The organism is Crocinitomix catalasitica ATCC 23190 (genome assembly GCF_000621625.1).
Lineage (GTDB): Bacteria > Bacteroidota > Bacteroidia > Flavobacteriales_D > Crocinitomicaceae > Crocinitomix > Crocinitomix catalasitica.
In genome coordinates this window covers 23,281-43,453 of record NZ_JHXV01000009.1, presented here as the reverse complement: position 1 = coordinate 43,453, position 20,173 = coordinate 23,281, and the positions used below count along the sequence as shown (strand labels likewise).

Genomic DNA, 20,173 nt, shown 5'->3' with positions numbered 1-20,173 from the left:
AATTTACGCATTATTCAATAAAAGGAGGAGGATTAAATACGTCAGAATTAATCTTTTTTTTCAATTTAGAGCGGGTATAAATAGGAGGTAAGTCAAATTGAAATCCATATTGCTAAAATGTTTTACTTTCTGATAATAGCGAGGGAATATTTTCGATTAACAAATGTGTTGTCCTTACTTTGCACTTCTTCTTCACGATCTAGAAATTCAGCTGTTTTAAATTTGCTTTGAGAGACGAGTTTAGACACATCTGCGTTATTATAAAGAGAGAATCCATCGTTCACAAAAGGAAGATCCTGCATGAAGTCTTTTTTTACAAAAGCAAGTACAAAAAATCCGTCAGTTGCTAATACGCGATGAATTTCATTCATTAAATCAATAGGTTTTTCCCAAAAGTATAAAGTGTTAACCGTGATAATACTATCGAAGAAAAGGTCTCTTTCAGGAATCAAATTTCCGTCATACAATTCGAATTTGGCTTTCCCATTTCGAATATGCTTTTCATTGATTCGAATAGCCTCATTGTGCATGAGTGTTGAAATTTCAAGACCGCTATAATGAATGGATTGAAGATTTTCAAGCAAGTTCAATACATGTTCTCCGTTGGCATGACCAAGTTCCAGGATATTTTGACCATTTTTAATGTTTAACCGTTCAAAAGCGTCATGAATAATTCCATAATTACTTTTGTTCATTTCATTGGCCACAGCCATTCCAAATTCGCCTTCAGGTTTACCCAATTGTCTTTCAAGTTCTAATAGTTGTGCTGCGTCTAATTTCATTTAATCAAAATATAAGAAATAAAAAGCTTCGACATTGTCCAAATAAGCGCCATCAAACCCACTGTTCAATAATTTTTTAGTGTAAGATTGGTCATTGCCGTAGATAATGTTTTTCCAGTCTTTATGCCAGAATTTTACCCAGATTTCATCTGGATATCCTTCGTAATTTTTCTTCAGCCAACGTGGATGATTCAGTTTCCAGTCTTCTTCCCAATAATAACGGTACGATTCGGCCGCGCCAACATTCATATAGGCAATGACTAATCTTTTGGCACCGTTATTTTTCGTTTTAAGCGCATCAATTTCTTCCATTGTAAACAATTGTCCATTAAAAAAGGCATCAATTAAAACAAGGTCAAAATTGGTAGCATTGATCGCAGCGATAAAACTTTCTTTGTCCAAATAGTTTTCATTACTTATGAGATAGAGATAATTTTGTGCATCGGCGAGTGAATTAACGTCAATTGCATTCTCATTACTTATCTCCGAAGGAATTGTCAAATAATCATAATTATCAGGCGTACGTGGGAAAGATAGAAATCCTTTTTCCGTAGCTTTTAATTGAGCATCTGCTATATAATCTGTATTGTACACATAATCTGAAACAAGTATCGTTTTGGATTCAACGATTTTATTGAGATTATCTAGCCGCTCATCATCCGGATGATATTCTCCATCATAAATAACCTGCTCGATACCAAATCCATCGATCGTAGCAAGAAAAGACAAGTTTAGACCTTCGTCTGGATAAATTTTATTAAAAGCCAATTCTGATCCATTTTGAGGGATAATTATAAAATGTGAATCAATTGTTCGAGCATATTGAGAGAGTTCGACAATGAACTCTTGCATGATAACACCTTTTTTATCAGCACGTTTTTCTTTAGAACAACCTGACAATAATACTATAAATAAAAGAGCGAATACTTTAAATATGTGCATTAAGACTTTTATGACCAGCAAGATAATTATTCAACTACTTCAGCCTGATCATCAGTTTTGTCATCCACCGTTTTACCTTTAAGATATTCAGGTAATTCCATTCCTGCCATATTAAACATTTCTTGCAAAGGTGGAACAGATTTATACATACCTGAAATAAAGTTCGATGTAGCTGTTTTTCCATCTTTTCCGCCGCCATTTTCCCAAACTGTAATCTTATCAATCTTAATATTCTTGATCGCTTCAGATTGCATTTTTACCAAGTCAGGCAATTTGTCAGCAATTAAGAGTAAAACAGCATCCTTAGAATTGTTTCCTGCAGCCTTCACAATTCTGTCAAGACCTTCTGCTTGTTTTGTTAAGATTTCGAATAGACCTTTAGCTTCTGCTTCTTTGCGTAAGAAAATCGCATCAGCTTCACCTTTAGCGATTCTTCGAATTCTTTCAGCCGCTGCTTCAGCGTCAATTTCAATTTTACGTTTGTCTATTTCAGCGGGAACGATAATATCAGCTCCTTGCTCAGCTTTTTTTCTCAATGCTCTTGCATCTTCTGCAATTTTTTCAGCTGCATACGCTTCTTCTAATGCTTTTGCAGATTGCACTTTTTCAGATGCATTGGCAATTCGTTCAGCTTCAGCTTCTCTTGCTCTTCTATCAGCATCAGAGTTGGCAACCTTTATCTTTGCCATATTTTCACCTTCAACTGCTTGTGCATTAGCAGCAGCAACTTGTGTTCTTTGGTCTTGCACGGCTTGTGCTTGACCAATTGCTCCATCTCTATCTTTTTGAGAAACAGAAATAATCGCATCATTGATTGCTTTTGCTGCAGCTTCTTTTCCTAAAGCCTCAATATATCCTGACTCATCGTGGATGTCAGTAATGTTTACGTTGATTAATTTTAAACCAACTTTTTTAAGTTCGGCTTCGACACTATGCGTAATGTGTGATAAGAATTGATCCCTATCCGTATTAATTTCTTCAATGTCCATTGAAGCGACAACTAGACGCAATTGACCAAAAATGATCTCTTGTGCTAATTCTTGAACCGCATCTAAACTTAATTCTAACAACCTTTCTGCAGCATTTTGCATTACACTAGGCTCTGTTGAAATACCAATTGTAAATCTTGAAGGTACATTCACACGAATATTTTGTTTACTCAATGCGTTGATTAGATTAACTTCAATTGAAATAGGTGTTAAATCTAAAAATGAATAATCTTGAATGATTGGCCAAATAAATGCAGCACCACCATGAATACATTTTGCAGACTCATCTCCACCCGTTTTTCCATAGACAACCAATATTTTATCAGAAGGACACCTTTTATAGCGTCTGAACATGGAGAAAAGGAAAACGACAATAATAAGAACAACGGCTCCTACAATAAAAATTCCAGTAGAATCTGGCTGGACAGCTAATAAGTTTAGGTTCATTTTATAAGGTTTATTTTAATTTTTCAACAAGCAGTAATTCATCACTAACGACATCAATAACTTTGATGATTGAATTGGTTTTGAGGTCTTCTTCGGCATCAGTAATCGCATCTAATTCACGCAAACTACCTTGTACTTTAATTTGTACTTTTCCCATTTTTGAACGCTTTGCTCCAATTGGTAAATAAACTTCACCAATCACACCAATTGTATTTTTAATTTTTAAAGTACCAGATTGAACCATTTTACTCATCCAATAAAAGAGGGCAGAGGTTAAAACCATCATGGCAAGTCCTGCCAATGATGAAATGAATAACGATATACCTGTTGACATACCGTTACCAATACATGTGACACCAGTCCACCCAAAAATAGTGAAAAAAGCAACAACATTTTTAAAAGTAAAAAACTGGAAACCGACGCCGCCATCATCGCCACCATCAATATCACCCATATCACTTTCCATATCCATATCACCACCGCCAATCATGGTAACAATGAAGAGAATAACAAAAAGTCCTGAGCCGACTAATGCGATTGTCCAATAAATAAATTCTTGAGAGGACATTTGGGCAAAAAAATCATTCATAGCGGTTTGTTTAGACTAGCTAAATGTAATAAAAAAAATGGCTTTTGCCGTTGAATAAGGCTGAATTTGCCTATAAATCAATATAAACGAGAATAAAAATTAAATTTCAAGCTGAGAATGATCAATCAAAGTAAGTATATTCGAAGCTAGTAGTGACTTTATTAAAACCAAAGTCAACAATTTTAGTAGTACATAAACCTCTATCATTATAGGTATAATTAATTACTTCTATACTTCTTGAATTTGGAACAGGCCAAGTTGTTTTTTGAATTTTTCCGTTATTATCGTAAAATGAAATTGATTCGCCCAAACTTTCAATGGTCAACGGATCTGCATGTCGTGTTAAAATTTGATAACCAGATTCAGTATAAGTATAACCCAGTGTATGTATTAACTTTGTATGTTCGCTATCCGAATAAATTTTTTGCTCAATTAAAAGCGAATCTATACGGCTATAAGTTGAGATTAAATATTGCCATTCGTTACGACTATGTTGGACGAAATCTCCATTTTCATTGATTTTAAAACCTATACCTAGTTGCAGTGATGACAATTTGCTATTCACAGGGATGTACTTGGGGATTTTTAAATCACTACCATTCAATGTTGTTGATGGACTCCATTGATTTTTAGATATTGGATTAAAAATTTCTTTCCTAAAATTATAACAAGAAGTTGCTTTTTGAAATGAATTAGCTGCAGTATCAATCTTATGATAGGTAATGCACTCTCGTATATGATTTTGAAACTTAATAATTAGTTCTTGATCATTATTGTCTCCTGTAAATTGATTAATGTGTAGTTGTGACTTGGTTTTAGGGTTGAGTTCTACATTGATCGATTTTCGATGAGCATTAATATCTTCGGTCTTGTATTTATACAAAGCGGTATCGTTTTTGCCATGAGAAATGATCATTTTTTCACCATCGTTTAAATAGCGAATGGTTTTAAAGAGAGCTTTGTCTTTAATGGCGGTAGTATGCTCTTCAGTAATTAGTTTATCGCTATCATACGTATAAGCTACTTCAATTAGGTTTTGATCTAAGGCATTAACTTGAGCGTCTAAATTTCTGTGCAGGAAGATAATATTTAATGGAGAATTGTACGATTGGAAAAAGTCTTCATACAAATCACCATTCACTGTATGTTTTGGCGAATTTATTAAATTGTAATCGTATTTACGATTGATGATAGCTCCTTTCTTATTATATAGATAATAATCAATTGTATCATTGTTAGATGTAGATTTTAAAGTACTTAACAAGGTGTTTTTCTTTTGGTATTGAAAGGTTGTATTAAATAAGTTAATAGGTTTTTCATCAGTATTAAAGAACGTTTTTACTTGTGTCAAACGGCCCTTATCATCATATTCATATTGCCGAGTATAAGCTTTGTTATCAAAAGGAGGAAATGAAAGGGCAACTTCTTTTATTTGACCTTTCGAATTATAAAAATACTGTTCAAAAACCTCTATAATTTCCATCATGAAATTAAAAGTATAATTAGCCGTGGTAAGTTTACCGTTAAAATGGTTCGTTTGAAGTTTTAATGCATCAATTTTAACACATTCGGATACTTGTTTTTCAATTAGGTATCCATTTTTATCATAAGTGTATTGATAATCAATTTTTAAATTTTGACTATCAAAGTGTGTTCTAATTCCTAAGGTATCATATATGGCAAACCTTTGCTGCGTTTGCTCAGTATCAAATTCTTTAATTGACTTTATGGCGTGTTGACGAATTTCATTTTGAGAAATATCAAATGGTTGTATTTCTATTTGAGAAAAACTTAAAAACGAAGTAAATAAAAAATAAAAAAGGAGAAAAAAAATTGTTAAACGCATTTAAAATCAGATTGTTTATCTGTTCAAATATAATTAATAAAATGGCTAAAAAAAAGGAAGATATAATGCAAAAAAATGATAGCCCTCAAATAAATTGAGAGCTATCAATAAAATTAATCGAATTATTGAAACTTAATAACTCATGGTTACAATTTTAGCAACATCTTGAGGTGTTAAACTTTTGTGTTCTCCAATCCCATCCATTCCTCTTTCTTTGAATCTCTTTTCAATCGTTTCAGCAGTTCCTTCAAATTTGTCTGTATATTTTGATAAAGACGTTTCTATCTCAATACTATGGAAGAATGCCTCTATATTATCAATTGCTTTTTTAGCTTTTTCGTCAACAGAACCCTCCGTTATATTCCAAACACGCTCAGCCATTTGTGCCAATTTTTCTTTTTTACTTTCAAAATTGTACGTGTAGTGACTCTTTGTGATAATCGCTAAAGTTCGTGCATGATCTATTCCGTACATCGCAGTTAATTCATGTCCAATTACGTGAATACTCCAATCAGTTGGAACACCTTTCTGTATCAAACCATTCAATGCCATTGTACAACTCCACATAAAATTTGCAGCGGCATCGTAGTCCGCTGGATTTTTTATAATACGAGGAGCAACTTCTATTAGTGATTGCAAAACACCTTCAGAGAATCGATCTTGGATCAATGCGCCAATAGGGTAGGTTGTATATTGTTCTAGTACATGTGTAAATGCATCTGCTAAGCCATTCGCTAATTGTCTATGGGGAATAGAAGCAACAACTTCAGGATCTAAAATTGAGAATACAGGGAATAAGCCAGGGCCACCTAAAGGTACTTTAACTTCTAACTCTTCCCTTGTAATAACTGCGCCAGAATTCATTTCTGAGCCTGTTGCAGGCAAAGTTAAAACTGTTCCAAATGGCATCCCTTTTTTTACGGGTTGTCTGTTCGTTATTAATTCCCATGGAGACAATCCTTCATAAACTGCCGCAGCGGATATGAATTTCGTTCCGTCAATAACTGAACCACCGCCTACAGCTAATAAAAATGTTACATTCTCTTTTTTAATGATATCTAATGCTTTAATCAATACACTGTATTCAGGGTTTGGTGGAATACCTCCCATTTCAACAACCTCGTGATTTTTTAGTGCAGACATAACTTGGTCATATATGCCATTCTTTTTTATACTGCCACCTCCAAATAGTACAAGTACCTTAGCGCCTGTAGGAACTTCATTTGCTAATTTGGCAATTTCTCCTTTCCCGAAAATTATGTTTGTTGGGTTTTTGAATTGAAAATTATTCATAGTGTTATATTATTTGAGCGTAATTAATTTTAATATGAAACAAAGATAATCAAAAAAGAATGAACATTCATTAATTAATGTTAAAAGGCTATTGATGTTTAAGTAGGGAGCTTGTACATTTACAGTTTTAAAAATAATTCCTTAAAAATGTAACCACAGTTTAATATATTGTGACTAACCTAGAAACGAATAATACTTAAAAATATGTTTGTACAAATAATAGTACCAATTGCTTTATTTGCCATGATTTTTGGCATTGTTTATATTGCAATTGTCAGCAGTCATAGACAAAATATGGCAATGATAGAGGCAGGTTTGAATCCAAAGGAAGAGGAAGAAAAACATAATAAATTACGGAATGGACTTTTAATTCTTTTTGTACCTATTGGAATATTATTGGGGAATATGGGGCATGGTCTATTCGGAATGGCGGCTGAAACAGCAGCAGTCGTATTTGCTTTTCTGTTTGGCGGTTTAGCTATGGTATTGGCTTATTTTATTGAAGACAAAAAGAATAACCGCGAATTTTAAGGGCTGTTTTTGTGGATCAAATAGAGATAAACAATATAATAGAACGATTTAAAGCTGGTGATGAGTCTGTTTTTGAGCAATTGGTAAAAAGTCATAAAGACTTGGTTTACGCCTTGGCTTTAAAAATGGCACAAACAATTGAAGATGCTGAGGAAATAGCCCAAGATTCTTTCGTTAAAGCTTATAAAGGCTTGAAAAATTTTAAAGGTCAATCAAAATTTTCTACATGGATTTATCAAATTACTTACTTCACAGCGATAAATAATTTACGGAAGCATAAAATAGAAACGAATGATTCGTTTGACAATGTTGACCAGGCAAGTGATGATAATTTATTCGAAAAGATAGAATCGAATGATCGGATTAAATATTTAAATATGGCGATGGCTTATTTGAAACCGAATGAACGTGCTATCATAACACTTTACCATCTCGATGAACATTCGATAGAAGAGGTAGCGGAGATTATGAAATTATCGGTATCGAATGTTAAGGTAAAAGTACACAGAACAAGAAAAAAAATGTATACAATATTGAGTCACATTCTTCAAAATGAATTAAATTCAATACGTTAATGGATAATTTTAAGATGGAGCAAGAGGATAAAATACTAAAAGAACTAATTCGTCAAGAATTTAAAGAGGTTAAAGCGCCTAGTAATTTAGAACATAAAATATTGCAAGCCGTTCAGTCGAATATAGTTAAAAAAAGCAAACCGTTAATTACGCCTTGGGTTTGGCCAATTATTGCCATTTTCTTGATTGTCATTGCCATTCTAAATTATACGTATAATCTAACAATAGATTCAAATTTCTTTGAGTTTAGTGGGTTAAATTTCGATCCTGAAATTGTCAATTACTTTTTAGTATCAATTAAAAGTCTAATCTCGCCATTACTTTCTGTTGCCATTATTGCATTATTCATAATCGGTGATTTTATTTGGCGAAAATTTAAGTTTATTAAAAGATAATAGAATAAGCAAGTTTCGTGTTATTGTAAGATCAGAGTCTGTTAAACGCTAGTGCCTTCTCAACCCAGAAGTCTAGATTTTCTTCATTATCAAAACCATCAGGACTGATCATTAAAAATCCTCGCATAACTTTGCCTGTTATATCCATTTTCCTTACACCTTCTTTAGCTAAAAGCTCTTCGTAGGGCAATTTACCAACACGAACCATTAATCGATCCTCAGTAGTTTCCTTGTTGATGTCAATGCCTATGCACATTTTTTCGTTAACCATGAATATTAATCCCCCCATCATTTTGATTTCTCGAATAGGACCTGCTTTAGTCAATCGCATTCTAACCCTATCTACTAAAAAGTCGTTATAAGCCATCTTGTTAATTTAATAAAATTGATTCAAAATTAAATGATCAGTTGACCGAAACTTATGCATTAAAATTATAAGACAAGCAAAATATGTAAGCTGAAAGGCTAGAAAAGAGTAGTTTAATTAATATCCTTTAAACTAAAACTGTTAATGATAGAAAAGGCATCATCCTTGTACATTTCGTAATTTTCATCGTGACTCGTATATGTGAGGACGTAAGCTATCTCGTCAATAATCATAAAGTACTGTTCAAATTTCACATCGTAAATCACATGATTACCGGTGTATATAATTTTATGACATGGAATATTGTTTAATGTTACCCTTTCGTCAATCAGGATTTTAGCATCAGGCATTTGTTTTTTTATTTGTGCAAGCGAAACCTCTGTGTATTTATCTAATGAGACACGTTTGCCTTTTAGATTTTGTATGACCAAATTTACATTTTCTCTAAATTGATCGTCAGCATTCACCTTTTCACTAAGAATCGCTAAATCAGTACCATGTTCAGTACTTTCATTAATTTCCCAATCCTGTGGATAGTCAATTTGATAGGTATCACTTGTAAAACGATTCCAGCCATCTTTTGGTTTGGTTGTTCCAGTTGAATTGTCACAAGAGACTAAAATAAAACTAGTAATTATGCTAATAAATATCGTTGATTTGTTTGAGGTAAGGTGCCACATATTTTAATTTTGTGTGAAATTAATTAATTATTATAGATCCACAGTAAGATTGGTTTTTTTGATTTTTCTAAAATCGGATCTAAATCTCTTAAAGCTTGATTCGAAATGGCAGGACAGCCCCATCCTTCGGGAGTGCCAATAGGAAAAGTTTCAACCTCTGAAACCTCATTCCAGCTGTGAAGTACAATTATTCGTTTATAAGCATTGTTGTTCGTTTGCTCAAGACCATGCAATTTATAATTGACATTGATTCCCCAATTACTGTAACCTCTTTTACCGATTTTATACTTCCCTATGGATGAACAATGACTATCTGGTATATTACTGAATTCAGGATCCGTTTTAGTTTCATCTTGTCCCCATAAATTATCGCAACAGCCATGTGCACAAAGGCTACTCATTATTATCGAATCTGCTTTAAAATCGTAAAGAAATAATCTCTTTTTTCCAGAATGAATTGTCATATCAATGAATATGGCTTTTTGTGTATTGAGTTCTTTTTCGATACAGTAATTTTTAGCTTCTTGAACTTTCTCTGGATTGATGCCATACACGTCGACTTCGGTTTCGTTTTTTGGTAATGCTAAGATTATTGTAATAGCTATAAATAGGGAAAAATTCACTCGAATAACAATTTAAAGGTACGCTATCAAATTTAGTCATTTTTATCAAATTTAAATTTAGATATTTTGCGGAATAATTGATTGCGATATATGAAAACCATAATACTGAATGAAGTCCCAAATATAAATGTTAAATAAATGTTCAAAAGTAATTTCATACTAATCTAAAAATCAGTAATTAATATTAGTAATTTTGAATGCTTATGGTAGCAAAAAAAATGTATGAACTGTACCAAGATTTTTTACACGAAGATTTTACGTTTGCATATTTAGATCATTTTTCTGACTCTGCTACGGATGCACTCATTTCCCTTCAGGATTCGAGAATAGCGGCAAAAAAACTAATTCGAAAACGAATATCATATTTAATAACTGAAAGTTTCCAAAATGTAATTCGTCACTCTGAATCTGAAAACTCGAATTTTAATAAACTATTTACGGTTAGGAGTTTCGGGAATAGGCACTCAATAGTTACGATTAATCCAATAAAGAAATCTGCCAGAAAAAATATAGAGAATAGTATTGATGGTTTAGAGGGGCTTACTGAATCTGCGCTCCGAGAGCTATATTTAGAAGCTCTGCAGAATAATGAATTAGATACTAAGGGGGGGGCAGGACTTGGTTTAATAGAAATGGCGCGTAAAACGAAACGCGCTCCTAAATATAAGTTTACTGAGATTAGCGATTCGGAATATGCATTTCAACTTGAGCTCACCTTTTATGATGACTCTAATAAGAAAGAGGTTGATTTGTCAAAAATAATGTCAACTGAAGAGTTCTACAATTATTTAAAAGACAATCGTGTTCTTTTATTACAAAAAGGAGACTTTTCTAAAGAAGCAGTCATGTCGCTAGTAGAAATGCTAGAGAACAATTTAATTGAAACTAACTCAATCAAAAATAAAAGTAAAAAACTGTATTTGATTATTGAGTTATTACAGAATATGAGCCATAATACCCCTGTTTCAATAAATGGTAAAATTGGTGTTTTTCAAATTAGTATTAACGAATTAGACCAAACTGTTTTTAAGACTGGAAATTATATAAAACATGAAAATGCGGTTAAATTCAAAAACTACCTAGATGAAGTTCAAAAATTAAATGGAGAGCAATTATTAGTTAGATATAAAGAGGAGTTGAGTAAAAATATAACAAATGATGATCAATCTTCTAATGCTGAGGTAGGTATTTTGGAAATATTGAAATTAACTGAAGGAAACTTTACATACGAAATTGTGCATATCGCTGATGATAATTGTTTTGTTAGTTTATCAGCTACAATTGTTAGTTAATGATGGAAAATACACTTATATTAAAAGGTGATAGACAAACACCAAGTATTAACTTTAATTATCTGCCTGGTCAATTTAAGTTAAGTGGGCGTTCTCTACCTGAAAATTCGGTTGAATGTTATGGACCAGTGATTGATTGGCTGCAGAATTATCTATTTTCAACAATTGATCCTATTTTATTAGAAATCAAACTTGATTATTTCAATTCTGGCTCATTAAAACAATTATATAAATTATTTCTTTTGATTGAAAACTTTTCTAAATCTGGAAATGAAGGCAGTATTATATGGAAATACGCTAAAACAGATGTATTGATGGAGCAAAAAGGTAGAGAATTCAAACAATTTTTGGATCTTCCCTTTACCCTGGTAGAAATTTAGAAAAGGCTTATTAGAATGGTTAGAAGATATACTGGAGATTCAATATTATCTTTTTATCGCCATTTAAATTGAATTGTAAATCATTATAATTAGGGAAGCCTGTCCACGCTTTTACATTATTTGAAAATCCAAACCCCTCCGTAGGTATCCCAAAAAATGTATCCAGATCGTTATTACCGTTCTCGTCATCGAATAATGAGATTACATAGTTGCCTTCTGGTAGATCAGTAATAGTGCATTTTCCTTTGTTATTATTCATTTGTTTTTTTGAGAAAATAAAATTTTTGTATGGGTTATAAGGATATTGATTCTCGTAATTATACAAGAAAATATAAATGTTTCCGTCGTTATTTCTTAAGTTCGGTAAATCAATTTCAATCTTAAAATTGTCATTTACGATCGATTTTTGATTAGGTATGCTTGGAGCAAGCAATGCAAAAATTAAATATATATAATTCACGTTACAATTATTACCTTAAATGACGATAGACGCAGTTACGTTGAACTAATTACAAAAAAAAACAATGATTTATGAGGAAGTACTTTCGGTACATTCTATTTAACCGATTCTAATGTAAATACACTACTTCCGTTTTGACGCATTTTGATTTGAGAATCGTAATCAGGCATTAACATTGTATGTTTTTCATTTAAGTCCCATAAGTTTGGGTTTTCAAACCATTGGTCTATATTCATTACCACAGTTATTTTTGTATTTGCATTCACCTCAAAAGCTGATTCTTCTAATAGAACATATAAATGATTGTCATAGTAATTAGCCGTTTCACCGGTTATTTTTTGAGCTTTACTACCATTGTGCATTTGGTATCCAGTATTTTCATCATCAGCATTGATGAAGTTCCCCTCAAACTTTAATTGATGATATCCACCACCAAGTATTGCAGGCCAGCTCCAACTAGCGACATTTAAATCTGTATATTCACCGTCATTATTATCTTCTAATTCAAAACCATAATTGAAAGCGATAGCATTATATTTACCACGTCTTAATTGAAGTTGCAATGTTTTACTTAGAGTAGTTTCATCTTCTATGTCAATCAAATGATATTCATCAGTCACTAAGCTATCTCCGTTTTCTTTTATAAATCTAAAGTCAGAAAGTAAATACTGTAGTTTTGTAATGCTTAAAACATTCCCTTTTGAATTCGTGTATTTTAATTGTGCCAAATCAGATGAATTGACTTCTTGACCTTGAAACATGAACTTAAATTTGAAGATCATATCTTGAGAAGAATAAGAACATGATCCATCATTCTCTTCTGCCTTTTCGCTATAATTCGATGCAAAAGGATCTGTACATCCACTTTTTTTACATGATGCACTTAACAAGGCGATCATAACTATAAAGACGAAATTAATTTTTCTGTTTTTCATAATTCTAAAATATTCAATACTACTAAGTTAATATTAATTTTTTTGTAAAAACTTATTTAAATTAGTATGAGCGTAATTGCGTAAATATTCAATTCACATATTTAAATAACGACTGTTTTAAAAATTTAGTCTGCGAGGTTTAAAAACACCAAAACAGTAAAGTTTTAGAAGGATCAAATATTACTAAAAACATGTTTGTCGATTGATTTATGGTGTTAAACTATAAAAAATGCTGTTTCATTTAAAAAAAATGAAAAAAAGATGAATAATTTTTAACACTTTATTATATTTTTTTTAGGTATAAATTCGCTTACACTAATCTATTGATAGATAGTTGTTTATGGGATTAATTGTTGTTACTAAGCAAAATTCAAACTAGGTATTTAAGCTTATATATTCGGTTTAAACACGGTTTAAGTTTTTAGTAATCTGCTTGTTAGCTTATTTTTTATGTTTGGAAATAAATAGAATATTACGTTACTTAGCGATGTAAAGTAATAATTCGTGCCCATGAGGAATTACCAGGTGTACATTTCTAACTTATGAAATTATGAATAATAGCGTTAAAATAAATTTAAGAACGGCAGTACAAAGGCTGTTTGTTCGTCTGCATAGAGAGTTGTTAGATAATATCTATTACGATTGTATTGAGGACAATGCTTTGTCCCCTTTAAATTTTGATGAGAATAATTACAATCATCTTTTATTGGTGAAGCTGTGTAAGGATAAAATCGGATTCGCATCCATTGCTACTAATCAAGATATTTATTTCACTATAATGAAAGTTTATTTGGATGGTAGAGAAAAAAAACATGAAGTTCTTCCAGCAGCAGTCGCTGTTAATTAATAGAATCATTCAAATTTAGGCTATTTAATCCGTTTAAAACTTTCAATTTAAAAGAATAATAAATAAAACGTTTTTATTTTTTTATGTAAAGACTATCAGTAAAGTAAGACCTTGAATCCAAGAAGTGATGCACAAGTTCAAACTTTTCTCGCTCTATCAATTTATCCAATTCTGATAAATCATATTTTTTAGATAATTCTGTCCAAATATCCTCACCTTTTTCAAATTTGAATTCGTGGGTTGATCCAATATTTACTTTTTGTTTTTCTAAACTTATAATATAGCTTCTTACTTCGCCATTTTGAGGATTATAGAAAGAATAGAAATCAAATTTATCTAGATTAAAATTACCCCCCAATTCATTATTAATTCGATTGAGCAAATTAATATTAAAAGCTTTAGTCACGCCTTCCGGATCAAAATATGCCTTGCTTACAATTAATGGGTTTTTCTTTAGATCAACACCAATTAATAATTTATCATTTGTTTTTAGGTATTTGCTCAATAAAGCGACCAAGTTTTGGGCTCCTTCTGGCATATAATTTCCTAAATTACTTCCAATAAAAAGTAATAAGGCTGGCTTATTCGTATTGTTTAATTCTTTGAGGATCTTAAAGTAGTCTCCAGTTCTAGGCTGAATATCTAATGTGGGAAAATCAGCGCGTAATTTATCTTCAAGAATCTGATTCGCTTTACTTGAAATATCAATTGGCGTATAAGTAAATTCTATATTTTTAGATAACATATATCGAATCAATTCGCTTGTTTTTACACCGTCTCCCGCACCTAATTCTATAAGGTTAAAGGGTTCGTTGAAATTTAGTTTATTAATAATTCCAGCGGCTTGGTCTTGAAAAATTTCAAATTCACAATTGGTAAGATAATAACTATCTAATTGCATGATTTGTTGAAATATTTGACTCCCTTTATCGTCGTAAAAATATTTTGATTTCAATGTTTTTGGTTGACTTGATAACCCTTCCAATACATCTTGTAAGAATAATTTATCCATATTATTTTGCTAATCTTATTCCAGAAAATTGCCATCTCATATTAGGATGGAAAAAATTCCTGTATGTAATTCTGGTATGGCCATTTGCTGTAGCAATAGAACCACCACGCAAGACATGCTGATTGACCATGAATTTTCCGTTGTACTCTCCCAAAGCGCCTGGAGCTTTTTCAAATCCAGGATAGGGCAGGTAAGCACTACCAGTCCATTCCCATAATTGCCCCCAGTTTATTTTACCAGAAGCAATTTCCCATTCGAATTCTGTTGGTAATCTTTTACCTTTCCACGCTGCATAAGCAGCTGCTTCGTAAAAACTAATATTTACTACAGGTAGATTAGGATCAACTAATTCTAAACCATTATAATGGTAGGAATGCCATTTACCCTCCGTGAAATGCCAATATAATGGGCTTTTAATATTTTCATTTTGTATAAAATCCCAACCTTCAGCATGCCAGAGATTAAAGTCGTCATAGCCTCCCGCCTCAATGAATTCAATATAATCTCTATTCGTGACCAGGTTTTTTGCAATCTCAAATTCGTGTAGATAAACTTTATGTACACCCAATTCATTATCAAAGCAAAAACCGTCATTTTGGTGACCAATAGTGTATAGTCCTTCTTCAATTTTAAGGAATTCAGGACTGTCTTCGATTGGTTTAAAAACCATATCATTTTTATGATTCGGAAATAAAGGTTGATGTCCGAGTATATATTTAATATCGTAAGCCAGTAATTCTTGATGTTGCTCCTCATGGTTAATACCCAATTCAAGTAATGCTAGAATTTCTGAAGTACAATTGTTATCATCTGCTAAAAATAAGTTGACAGCTTCCGTAACATAACGCCTATAATCATAAACTTCAGCAACTAAAGGACGTGTCATTAAACCTCTATTCGGACGCAATACGCGTTCTCCAACATTGTTATAGTAACTATTAAAAAAGAAGGCATAGTCTGCGTTAAAAACTTTATAATTAACCACATTTTCAACCAGAATAAATTGTTCAAAAAACCAAGTTGAATGTGCTAAATGCCATTTGGGAGGAGAGACATCAATAATCGGCTGTGCCGAATAATCTTCAATAGCTAAAGGTTTGCATAATTCTTCCGTGCGTTTCCTTGTCGCTGTGAAATGTTCTCTAATTTTATTAATCATATTTAATTAAGTCGATCGTAATATATGATCCTTACGAATTGGAGTTGGGTAATTTTTTAAATCATATAAATTTAAATAAAATAATATTGAAATAGGCAGAGTTTATTGATTATTTAGAGCAGATTTAGACGATTTAAAATAGCAATGATAAATTGATCTTTCTTTTAATTTGAATTAACATTTGCAATTCAAAAAATGCTTTATAAATCTAAATTATTAGATATATAATAGGAGTGGAGACTGAAATTCAATCGGATTATACAATTTCAGAAGTCTCTATGATAACTTTGTTCTGCAATGTCTTATGCACAGGACATTTACTAGCTATTTGAATTAATTTCGTTTTTTGTTCATCATTTAAATCACCATGGAATTTAATTTTCTTAGAAATATGATCAATTTTGCCAACCTCTTCAGTTTCGATATTTAATTCGTCAGCATGTTTTTTATCATAAGTCAAATAAACAAATACCTCCTTTAAATCCCATCCTTTTCTTTCGGCGTATAACTTAATAGTCATCACTGTGCAAGCCCCTAAACCAGCATTCAATAATTCGTATGGTGACGGCCCAAGGTTTTGTCCACCGAAGGATTTAGGTTCATCAGCTGTTAAATGATGATTCGGCGTGAATATTTGAGTAGTAAAATCATTGTCTAAATCTAAATGCGCAACTACTTGTTCTCCTTCAGTTGAAAGAGGTATTAATTTGTCTTCAGGTGGGAAATATTTAGACATCCATGTAGCTATAATATTTGCAACATATATGGCATCATTTTTATTCGATAGTAAGTGATCAGCTCCATCTAGCGATACAAAACTCTTAGGGTGGAAAGCATTACTGTATAATTTAGCCGCGTTTTCTATACCAACGATTGTATCTTGTGGCGAATGTAAAATAAGGTAAGGTTTTTTGATGTCCTTAATTGTAGATAGGAGATCCGTGTTTTCAATATCTTCTAAAAATTGTTTTTTTATTTTAAAAGGCCTACCGCCAATATTGACTTCCGCTTCTCCACTCGCCTCAATTGCAGGCAACGCTGTATTAAATAGATGGCGAACGTGAGAAGGTTCTGCCGGGGAACCAATTGTTACCAATGCTTTAATTTTTGGCAATTTAGTAGCAGCCATTAAAATAGCCGTTCCGCCTAAAGAATGACCTATTAATAATTCTGGTGCTTTATAATTTTTTTCCATGAAATTATAAACAGCTAAAATGTCACCAACATTACTTGAGAAATTGGTATCTGAAAACTCACCATCACTTTTTCCTAAACCGGTAAAGTCAAAACGCAATACTCCAATTCCACTACTTGTTAAATTTCGACTAATATCTCTAACAACTCTTAGGTTACTATGACAAGTAAAACAATGTGCAAAAATGGCATAACTTCTTATTTTATTATTTGCAGGCAATTCTAGATTGGCATATAATAATTCTGTTTCTCCTTGTATTTCTAAAACTTGCGAACTCATAATTTTAATGGTTTATTAAATTAATTCTGTCTTTTTTCAAATTGCCGAATTTATCATTAACTAATTTCAATTTCGGATGGATATACCTTTCACTAAATTGACTCTTTTTATTTTTCGTTAAATAATCTAAATACTGTTCGTCGTTTAACTTAAAAGTAGTCATAGGTAGAACCTGTGTTACCAAATTAATGTCGTTGTCAGTTTGAAAACCTTGCAAAAAGTTTAAAACCCGCTGCTCTTGCAAGTCATTAAAAATATAAATAGCAGATCTGTATTTACTTCGCATACTGTGTTTTGAAGCAGATGAATGCGTTGCTAAATGAATTTCAATTAAAAGTTTTTCAGAAATTTCTTCGCTGTCAAAACATACAATAACAGCTTCCGAGAAACTTGCTGCTTCATCGATAGAAGCAATCCATCCTTGATCAACCTTTTTTACACCTTTAATTGAAGTGAAAACACTTTCCGTACACCAATGACAACCGCCACCAAAAGCGATTTTAGCCAATATCATTTTTCAACAGTTACTCCTTTCCAGAATGCAATGTATCCTTCAATATTCTTTGCTAATTCAGATGTAGAAGGGTAAAACCACGCAGCACCGGTATTCGTTTTTCCATCAACCACCACATCGTAATAAGAAGCTGTTCCTTTCCATGGACAAACGGATTTCATTTCGTTATCTTTAAAAAAATCCTTTTTAATTGCAGATGGAGGGAAGTATTGGTTCCCTTCAATATTTATTGTGTTATCACTTTCGGCAATTACTTGCCCGTTCCATATCGCTTTCATAATAAATGTATTTAGTTATTAAAATATACGCTTTGTCATTTTCATTTTTTTAAAATGAATACGTCTTTATTAAATCAATTTTAAAGATTCAGAATTAATACAATAACGCAATCCACTTGGTGGCGGACCATCAGGAAAAACATGTCCTAAATGTGCATCACATGTATTACAAATAGTTTCAACTCGGACTGTTCCAAAAGAGGTGTCCTTAATATAATTAATTGCGTTTTCTTTTATTGGTGCTGTAAAACTCGGCCATCCAGTTCCAGATTCAAATTTAATAGAGGAGTCAAAAAGAGGAGTTGCACAGCAAACGCAAGCATATCTTCCGGCTTCATGACTTGTACAAAATTCGCCCGTATGGGGACGCTCAGTATGTTTCAATCTTGTTATATTAAACTGTTCGGGAGTTAATAGTTCTTTCCATTCGGCTTCTGTTTTTTCTACTCTATTATCAGGTTTAGGAGCGCCATGATTCGCAAATTTTATGATTTCGTTCCAATTCATTTTCTTTTTTTATACAAAGCTAGTAAATACAAGACTTTTTGTAAATAGTTATTTTTCCTTAAGAGTTGTTGTTGTTTCCTTAAGATTAAATTTCGAAGATTTGATTAGAACTTGATTGGATATTACTCTCCAAATTTAAAGCGCTAAAAAGATCCTTCAAACTTTTTTATTAATACTGCATCAGCAATTAAATATTTATAGATAGGCAATAATTCCCTGAATTTGTAAGATAATAATTTAGCAGAACAAAATGAAGATTATGATTGATTAAATTGGCTTTTGAATTCTTTAGGAGAAGTACCAACAAGCTTTTTAAAGAAATGACTAAATGTTTGCAAGTCTATAAAGCCTAAGTTGAATGCGATTTCTTTTATTGAAATGTCTTGATGTTTTAGCATTCTTTTTGCTTCTAATAAGCGTCTATTTGATATTATTTGAAGAGGGGATGAGCCTACATTTTTTTTAAAAGTATTGGATAGGGTTTTAGGAGACTTGTTCAGTAGCTTAGCATAATCTGAAACTTTACTATATTCTTTAAAATGTTTTTCCACTAAATAATTAAAGGTCCTAATTAAGTTGAGGTTGTCTTTATTTGATTCTAAATTAAATTCTTGAGTCTTTAAAATTCTAAGACTTAAAATTAGGAATCGCTTGAGTAAAGTTTGCAACATTTCAACCTGCAAATTGTCATTTTCTTGTATTTCAATTTGTAATAATTCCCATATTAAATTAAACTGTTTTGCATTCTCTTTTGGGATTTGAATTTTTGGGATATTCGTACCATTGTAAAACAAGAGTCCTTTGCAACCAACCTCACTATCGTTGTCATTAATACAATAAAAGAGCCTGTTAAATTGAATAATTTTTAATGTGTCAAAATTATAATCATCAATAATATGAAATTCGGTTAAAAAAAGACAACAGTTCTTTTCTAGTTTATAGGGTATCGAATCGATGGTGATAAGTGTGTTATCACCAGTATTCCAAATAATACTTAATCTGTCTTGTGTGTTAAAAATATTAACGTTGAAATTTGTGTTACAAAATTCAGTTAAGGTAAATATCTCTCCTATTTGGGATTGAAATGCTAGGCTACTTAAGTCTTTTGTCAAGATATATAGTTTTTATTCACCTCAAAACTAGACAAATTCACATTTGGATAACCAACTGATTCATTAAATATTATCCTAATTTTTAGATTAAATTGGAACTTTACGAGTTATACATTTAACAATTATTTAAGTTTTTTTTTGGAT

24 protein-coding genes are annotated in these 20,173 nt (G+C 31.9%); 6 read left to right on the top strand and 18 right to left on the bottom strand.

The genetic code is table 11. The features are described 5' to 3' along the window. Positions 1-122 precede the first annotated feature (122 nt). The 6 genes from T367_RS0107060 to T367_RS0107035 all read right to left on the bottom strand — a co-directional run bounded on the left by T367_RS0107060 (position 123) and on the right by T367_RS0107035 (position 6,888). Positions 123-782 carry a class I SAM-dependent methyltransferase gene (locus tag T367_RS0107060; protein WP_027419215.1) on the bottom strand — a complete coding sequence of 220 codons (660 nt, stop codon included), beginning with the start codon at positions 780-782 and terminating at the stop codon, positions 123-125. Beyond that, the gene (locus tag T367_RS0107055) at positions 783-1,724 is read right to left on the bottom strand and encodes an endo alpha-1,4 polygalactosaminidase (RefSeq protein WP_084274337.1); all 942 of its coding nucleotides are present in this window, start codon (positions 1,722-1,724) and stop codon (positions 783-785) included. Between the two features lie 26 nt (positions 1,725-1,750). Then, on the bottom strand, positions 1,751-3,067 hold the full coding sequence (locus T367_RS21670) for a flotillin family protein (RefSeq protein WP_394331574.1): 1,317 nt from the start codon (positions 3,065-3,067) through the stop codon (positions 1,751-1,753). A gap of 103 nt (positions 3,068-3,170) precedes the next feature. Next, the gene (locus T367_RS0107045) at positions 3,171-3,749 is read right to left on the bottom strand and encodes a hypothetical protein (RefSeq protein WP_027419213.1); all 579 of its coding nucleotides are present in this window, start codon (positions 3,747-3,749) and stop codon (positions 3,171-3,173) included. Positions 3,750-3,870: 121 nt separating this feature from the next. Continuing rightward, entirely contained in the window at positions 3,871-5,595 is a 1,725-nt protein-coding gene (locus tag T367_RS0107040; RefSeq protein WP_027419212.1) for a hypothetical protein, read from the bottom strand. A 132-nt stretch (positions 5,596-5,727) separates the two neighbouring features. Next, positions 5,728-6,888 carry an iron-containing alcohol dehydrogenase gene (locus tag T367_RS0107035; RefSeq protein WP_027419211.1) on the bottom strand — a complete coding sequence of 387 codons (1,161 nt, stop codon included), beginning with the start codon at positions 6,886-6,888 and terminating at the stop codon, positions 5,728-5,730. Between the two features lie 204 nt (positions 6,889-7,092). Here T367_RS0107035 and T367_RS0107030 point away from each other — a divergent pair, with 204 nt between their 5' ends. From T367_RS0107030 to T367_RS0107020, 3 genes are read left to right on the top strand one after another with little or no spacing between them, the layout of a single operon-like run. Continuing rightward, entirely contained in the window at positions 7,093-7,419 is a 327-nt protein-coding gene (locus T367_RS0107030) for a DUF6249 domain-containing protein (RefSeq protein ID WP_027419210.1), read from the top strand. Between the two features lie 11 nt (positions 7,420-7,430). Continuing rightward, complete coding sequence (locus T367_RS0107025; RefSeq protein ID WP_027419209.1) at positions 7,431-7,994, top strand: RNA polymerase sigma factor; 564 nt, start codon at positions 7,431-7,433, stop codon at positions 7,992-7,994. Then, entirely contained in the window at positions 7,994-8,389 is a 396-nt protein-coding gene (locus tag T367_RS0107020) for a hypothetical protein (protein WP_027419208.1), read from the top strand. Before T367_RS0107025 ends, T367_RS0107020 begins: the two co-directional genes overlap by 1 nt. Positions 8,390-8,420: 31 nt before the next feature. On the opposite strand, the gene T367_RS0107015 is transcribed toward T367_RS0107020, so the two are convergent. The 3 genes from T367_RS0107015 to T367_RS21665 all read right to left on the bottom strand — a co-directional run bounded on the left by T367_RS0107015 (position 8,421) and on the right by T367_RS21665 (position 10,059). Beyond that, positions 8,421-8,756: a TfoX/Sxy family protein gene (locus tag T367_RS0107015; protein WP_027419207.1), complete on the bottom strand. Its 336-nt coding sequence runs from the start codon at positions 8,754-8,756 to the stop codon at positions 8,421-8,423. Between the two features lie 113 nt (positions 8,757-8,869). Next, the gene (locus T367_RS0107010) at positions 8,870-9,436 is read right to left on the bottom strand and encodes a PsbP-related protein (RefSeq protein ID WP_027419206.1); all 567 of its coding nucleotides are present in this window, start codon (positions 9,434-9,436) and stop codon (positions 8,870-8,872) included. 23 nt (positions 9,437-9,459) lie between these two features. Further along, positions 9,460-10,059: a murein L,D-transpeptidase catalytic domain-containing protein gene (locus tag T367_RS21665; protein WP_051568420.1), complete on the bottom strand. Its 600-nt coding sequence runs from the start codon at positions 10,057-10,059 to the stop codon at positions 9,460-9,462. Between the two features lie 203 nt (positions 10,060-10,262). Between T367_RS21665 and T367_RS0107000 the strand changes: the two genes are divergently transcribed. Further along, a complete protein-coding gene (locus tag T367_RS0107000) occupies positions 10,263-11,351 on the top strand; it encodes a DUF6272 family protein (RefSeq protein ID WP_027419205.1) in 1,089 nt (362 codons plus the stop codon). Next, complete coding sequence (locus tag T367_RS0106995; RefSeq protein WP_051568419.1) at positions 11,351-11,731, top strand: DUF1987 domain-containing protein; 381 nt, start codon at positions 11,351-11,353, stop codon at positions 11,729-11,731. Before T367_RS0107000 ends, T367_RS0106995 begins: the two co-directional genes overlap by 1 nt. Before the next feature lie 19 nt (positions 11,732-11,750). Here T367_RS0106995 and T367_RS23765 read toward each other — a convergent pair whose 3' ends face one another. Both T367_RS23765 and T367_RS0106985 read right to left on the bottom strand, forming a co-directional pair. Further along, positions 11,751-12,191: a DUF2141 domain-containing protein gene (locus tag T367_RS23765; protein WP_051568418.1), complete on the bottom strand. Its 441-nt coding sequence runs from the start codon at positions 12,189-12,191 to the stop codon at positions 11,751-11,753. Positions 12,192-12,286: 95 nt separating this feature from the next. Continuing rightward, positions 12,287-13,126 carry an MbnP family protein gene (locus T367_RS0106985; protein WP_157454153.1) on the bottom strand — a complete coding sequence of 280 codons (840 nt, stop codon included), beginning with the start codon at positions 13,124-13,126 and terminating at the stop codon, positions 12,287-12,289. A gap of 550 nt (positions 13,127-13,676) precedes the next feature. Between T367_RS0106985 and T367_RS0106980 the strand changes: the two genes are divergently transcribed. Further along, positions 13,677-13,973: a hypothetical protein gene (locus T367_RS0106980; protein ID WP_027419202.1), complete on the top strand. Its 297-nt coding sequence runs from the start codon at positions 13,677-13,679 to the stop codon at positions 13,971-13,973. 73 nt (positions 13,974-14,046) lie between these two features. On the opposite strand, the gene T367_RS0106975 is transcribed toward T367_RS0106980, so the two are convergent. The 7 genes from T367_RS0106975 to T367_RS0106945 all read right to left on the bottom strand — a co-directional run bounded on the left by T367_RS0106975 (position 14,047) and on the right by T367_RS0106945 (position 20,029). Further along, positions 14,047-14,985 carry an L-histidine N(alpha)-methyltransferase gene (locus tag T367_RS0106975; RefSeq protein WP_027419201.1) on the bottom strand — a complete coding sequence of 313 codons (939 nt, stop codon included), beginning with the start codon at positions 14,983-14,985 and terminating at the stop codon, positions 14,047-14,049. Position 14,986: 1 nt separating this feature from the next. Beyond that, complete coding sequence (gene egtB / locus T367_RS0106970) at positions 14,987-16,144, bottom strand: ergothioneine biosynthesis protein EgtB (protein ID WP_035842837.1); 1,158 nt, start codon at positions 16,142-16,144, stop codon at positions 14,987-14,989. A 256-nt stretch (positions 16,145-16,400) separates the two neighbouring features. Further along, a complete protein-coding gene (locus T367_RS0106965) occupies positions 16,401-17,618 on the bottom strand; it encodes a bifunctional alpha/beta hydrolase/OsmC family protein (RefSeq protein WP_027419199.1) in 1,218 nt (405 codons plus the stop codon). Between the two features lie 4 nt (positions 17,619-17,622). Then, entirely contained in the window at positions 17,623-18,132 is a 510-nt protein-coding gene (locus tag T367_RS0106960) for a peptide-methionine (S)-S-oxide reductase (RefSeq protein WP_027419198.1), read from the bottom strand. Beyond that, positions 18,129-18,410, bottom strand: coding sequence for a DUF427 domain-containing protein (locus tag T367_RS0106955; RefSeq protein ID WP_027419197.1), 282 nt, complete (start codon positions 18,408-18,410; stop codon positions 18,129-18,131). The genes T367_RS0106960 and T367_RS0106955 overlap by 4 nt, the downstream gene beginning before the upstream one ends. 69 nt (positions 18,411-18,479) lie before the next feature. Continuing rightward, entirely contained in the window at positions 18,480-18,917 is a 438-nt protein-coding gene (gene msrB, locus T367_RS0106950; RefSeq protein WP_027419196.1) for a peptide-methionine (R)-S-oxide reductase MsrB, read from the bottom strand. Between the two features lie 257 nt (positions 18,918-19,174). After that, the gene (locus T367_RS0106945; protein ID WP_051568417.1) at positions 19,175-20,029 is read right to left on the bottom strand and encodes a helix-turn-helix domain-containing protein; all 855 of its coding nucleotides are present in this window, start codon (positions 20,027-20,029) and stop codon (positions 19,175-19,177) included. Positions 20,030-20,173 lie beyond the last annotated feature (144 nt).

What these genes read in the sequence shown, in the direction of transcription:
- T367_RS0107060 (WP_027419215.1), bottom strand. Translation starts at nt 782, where the DNA reads ATGAAATTAGACGCAGCACAACTATTAGAACTTGAAAGACAATTGGGT.
- T367_RS0107055 (WP_084274337.1), bottom strand. Translation starts at nt 1,724, where the DNA reads ATGCACATATTTAAAGTATTCGCTCTTTTATTTATAGTATTATTGTCA.
- T367_RS21670 (WP_394331574.1), bottom strand. Translation starts at nt 3,067, where the DNA reads ATGTTCAGACGCTATAAAAGGTGTCCTTCTGATAAAATATTGGTTGTC.
- T367_RS0107045 (WP_027419213.1), bottom strand. Translation starts at nt 3,749, where the DNA reads ATGAATGATTTTTTTGCCCAAATGTCCTCTCAAGAATTTATTTATTGG.
- T367_RS0107040 (WP_027419212.1), bottom strand. Translation starts at nt 5,595, where the DNA reads ATGCGTTTAACAATTTTTTTTCTCCTTTTTTATTTTTTATTTACTTCG.
- T367_RS0107035 (WP_027419211.1), bottom strand. Translation starts at nt 6,888, where the DNA reads ATGAATAATTTTCAATTCAAAAACCCAACAAACATAATTTTCGGGAAA.
- T367_RS0107030 (WP_027419210.1), top strand. Translation starts at nt 7,093, where the DNA reads ATGTTTGTACAAATAATAGTACCAATTGCTTTATTTGCCATGATTTTT.
- T367_RS0107020 (WP_027419208.1), top strand. Translation starts at nt 7,994, where the DNA reads ATGGATAATTTTAAGATGGAGCAAGAGGATAAAATACTAAAAGAACTA.
- T367_RS0107015 (WP_027419207.1), bottom strand. Translation starts at nt 8,756, where the DNA reads ATGGCTTATAACGACTTTTTAGTAGATAGGGTTAGAATGCGATTGACT.
- T367_RS0107010 (WP_027419206.1), bottom strand. Translation starts at nt 9,436, where the DNA reads ATGTGGCACCTTACCTCAAACAAATCAACGATATTTATTAGCATAATT.
- T367_RS0107000 (WP_027419205.1), top strand. Translation starts at nt 10,263, where the DNA reads ATGGTAGCAAAAAAAATGTATGAACTGTACCAAGATTTTTTACACGAA.
- T367_RS0106995 (WP_051568419.1), top strand. Translation starts at nt 11,351, where the DNA reads ATGATGGAAAATACACTTATATTAAAAGGTGATAGACAAACACCAAGT.
- T367_RS0106985 (WP_157454153.1), bottom strand. Translation starts at nt 13,126, where the DNA reads ATGAAAAACAGAAAAATTAATTTCGTCTTTATAGTTATGATCGCCTTG.
- T367_RS0106980 (WP_027419202.1), top strand. Translation starts at nt 13,677, where the DNA reads ATGAATAATAGCGTTAAAATAAATTTAAGAACGGCAGTACAAAGGCTG.
- T367_RS0106975 (WP_027419201.1), bottom strand. Translation starts at nt 14,985, where the DNA reads ATGGATAAATTATTCTTACAAGATGTATTGGAAGGGTTATCAAGTCAA.
- egtB (WP_035842837.1), bottom strand. Translation starts at nt 16,144, where the DNA reads ATGATTAATAAAATTAGAGAACATTTCACAGCGACAAGGAAACGCACG.
- T367_RS0106965 (WP_027419199.1), bottom strand. Translation starts at nt 17,618, where the DNA reads ATGAGTTCGCAAGTTTTAGAAATACAAGGAGAAACAGAATTATTATAT.
- T367_RS0106960 (WP_027419198.1), bottom strand. Translation starts at nt 18,132, where the DNA reads ATGATATTGGCTAAAATCGCTTTTGGTGGCGGTTGTCATTGGTGTACG.
- T367_RS0106955 (WP_027419197.1), bottom strand. Translation starts at nt 18,410, where the DNA reads ATGAAAGCGATATGGAACGGGCAAGTAATTGCCGAAAGTGATAACACA.
- msrB (WP_027419196.1), bottom strand. Translation starts at nt 18,917, where the DNA reads ATGAATTGGAACGAAATCATAAAATTTGCGAATCATGGCGCTCCTAAA.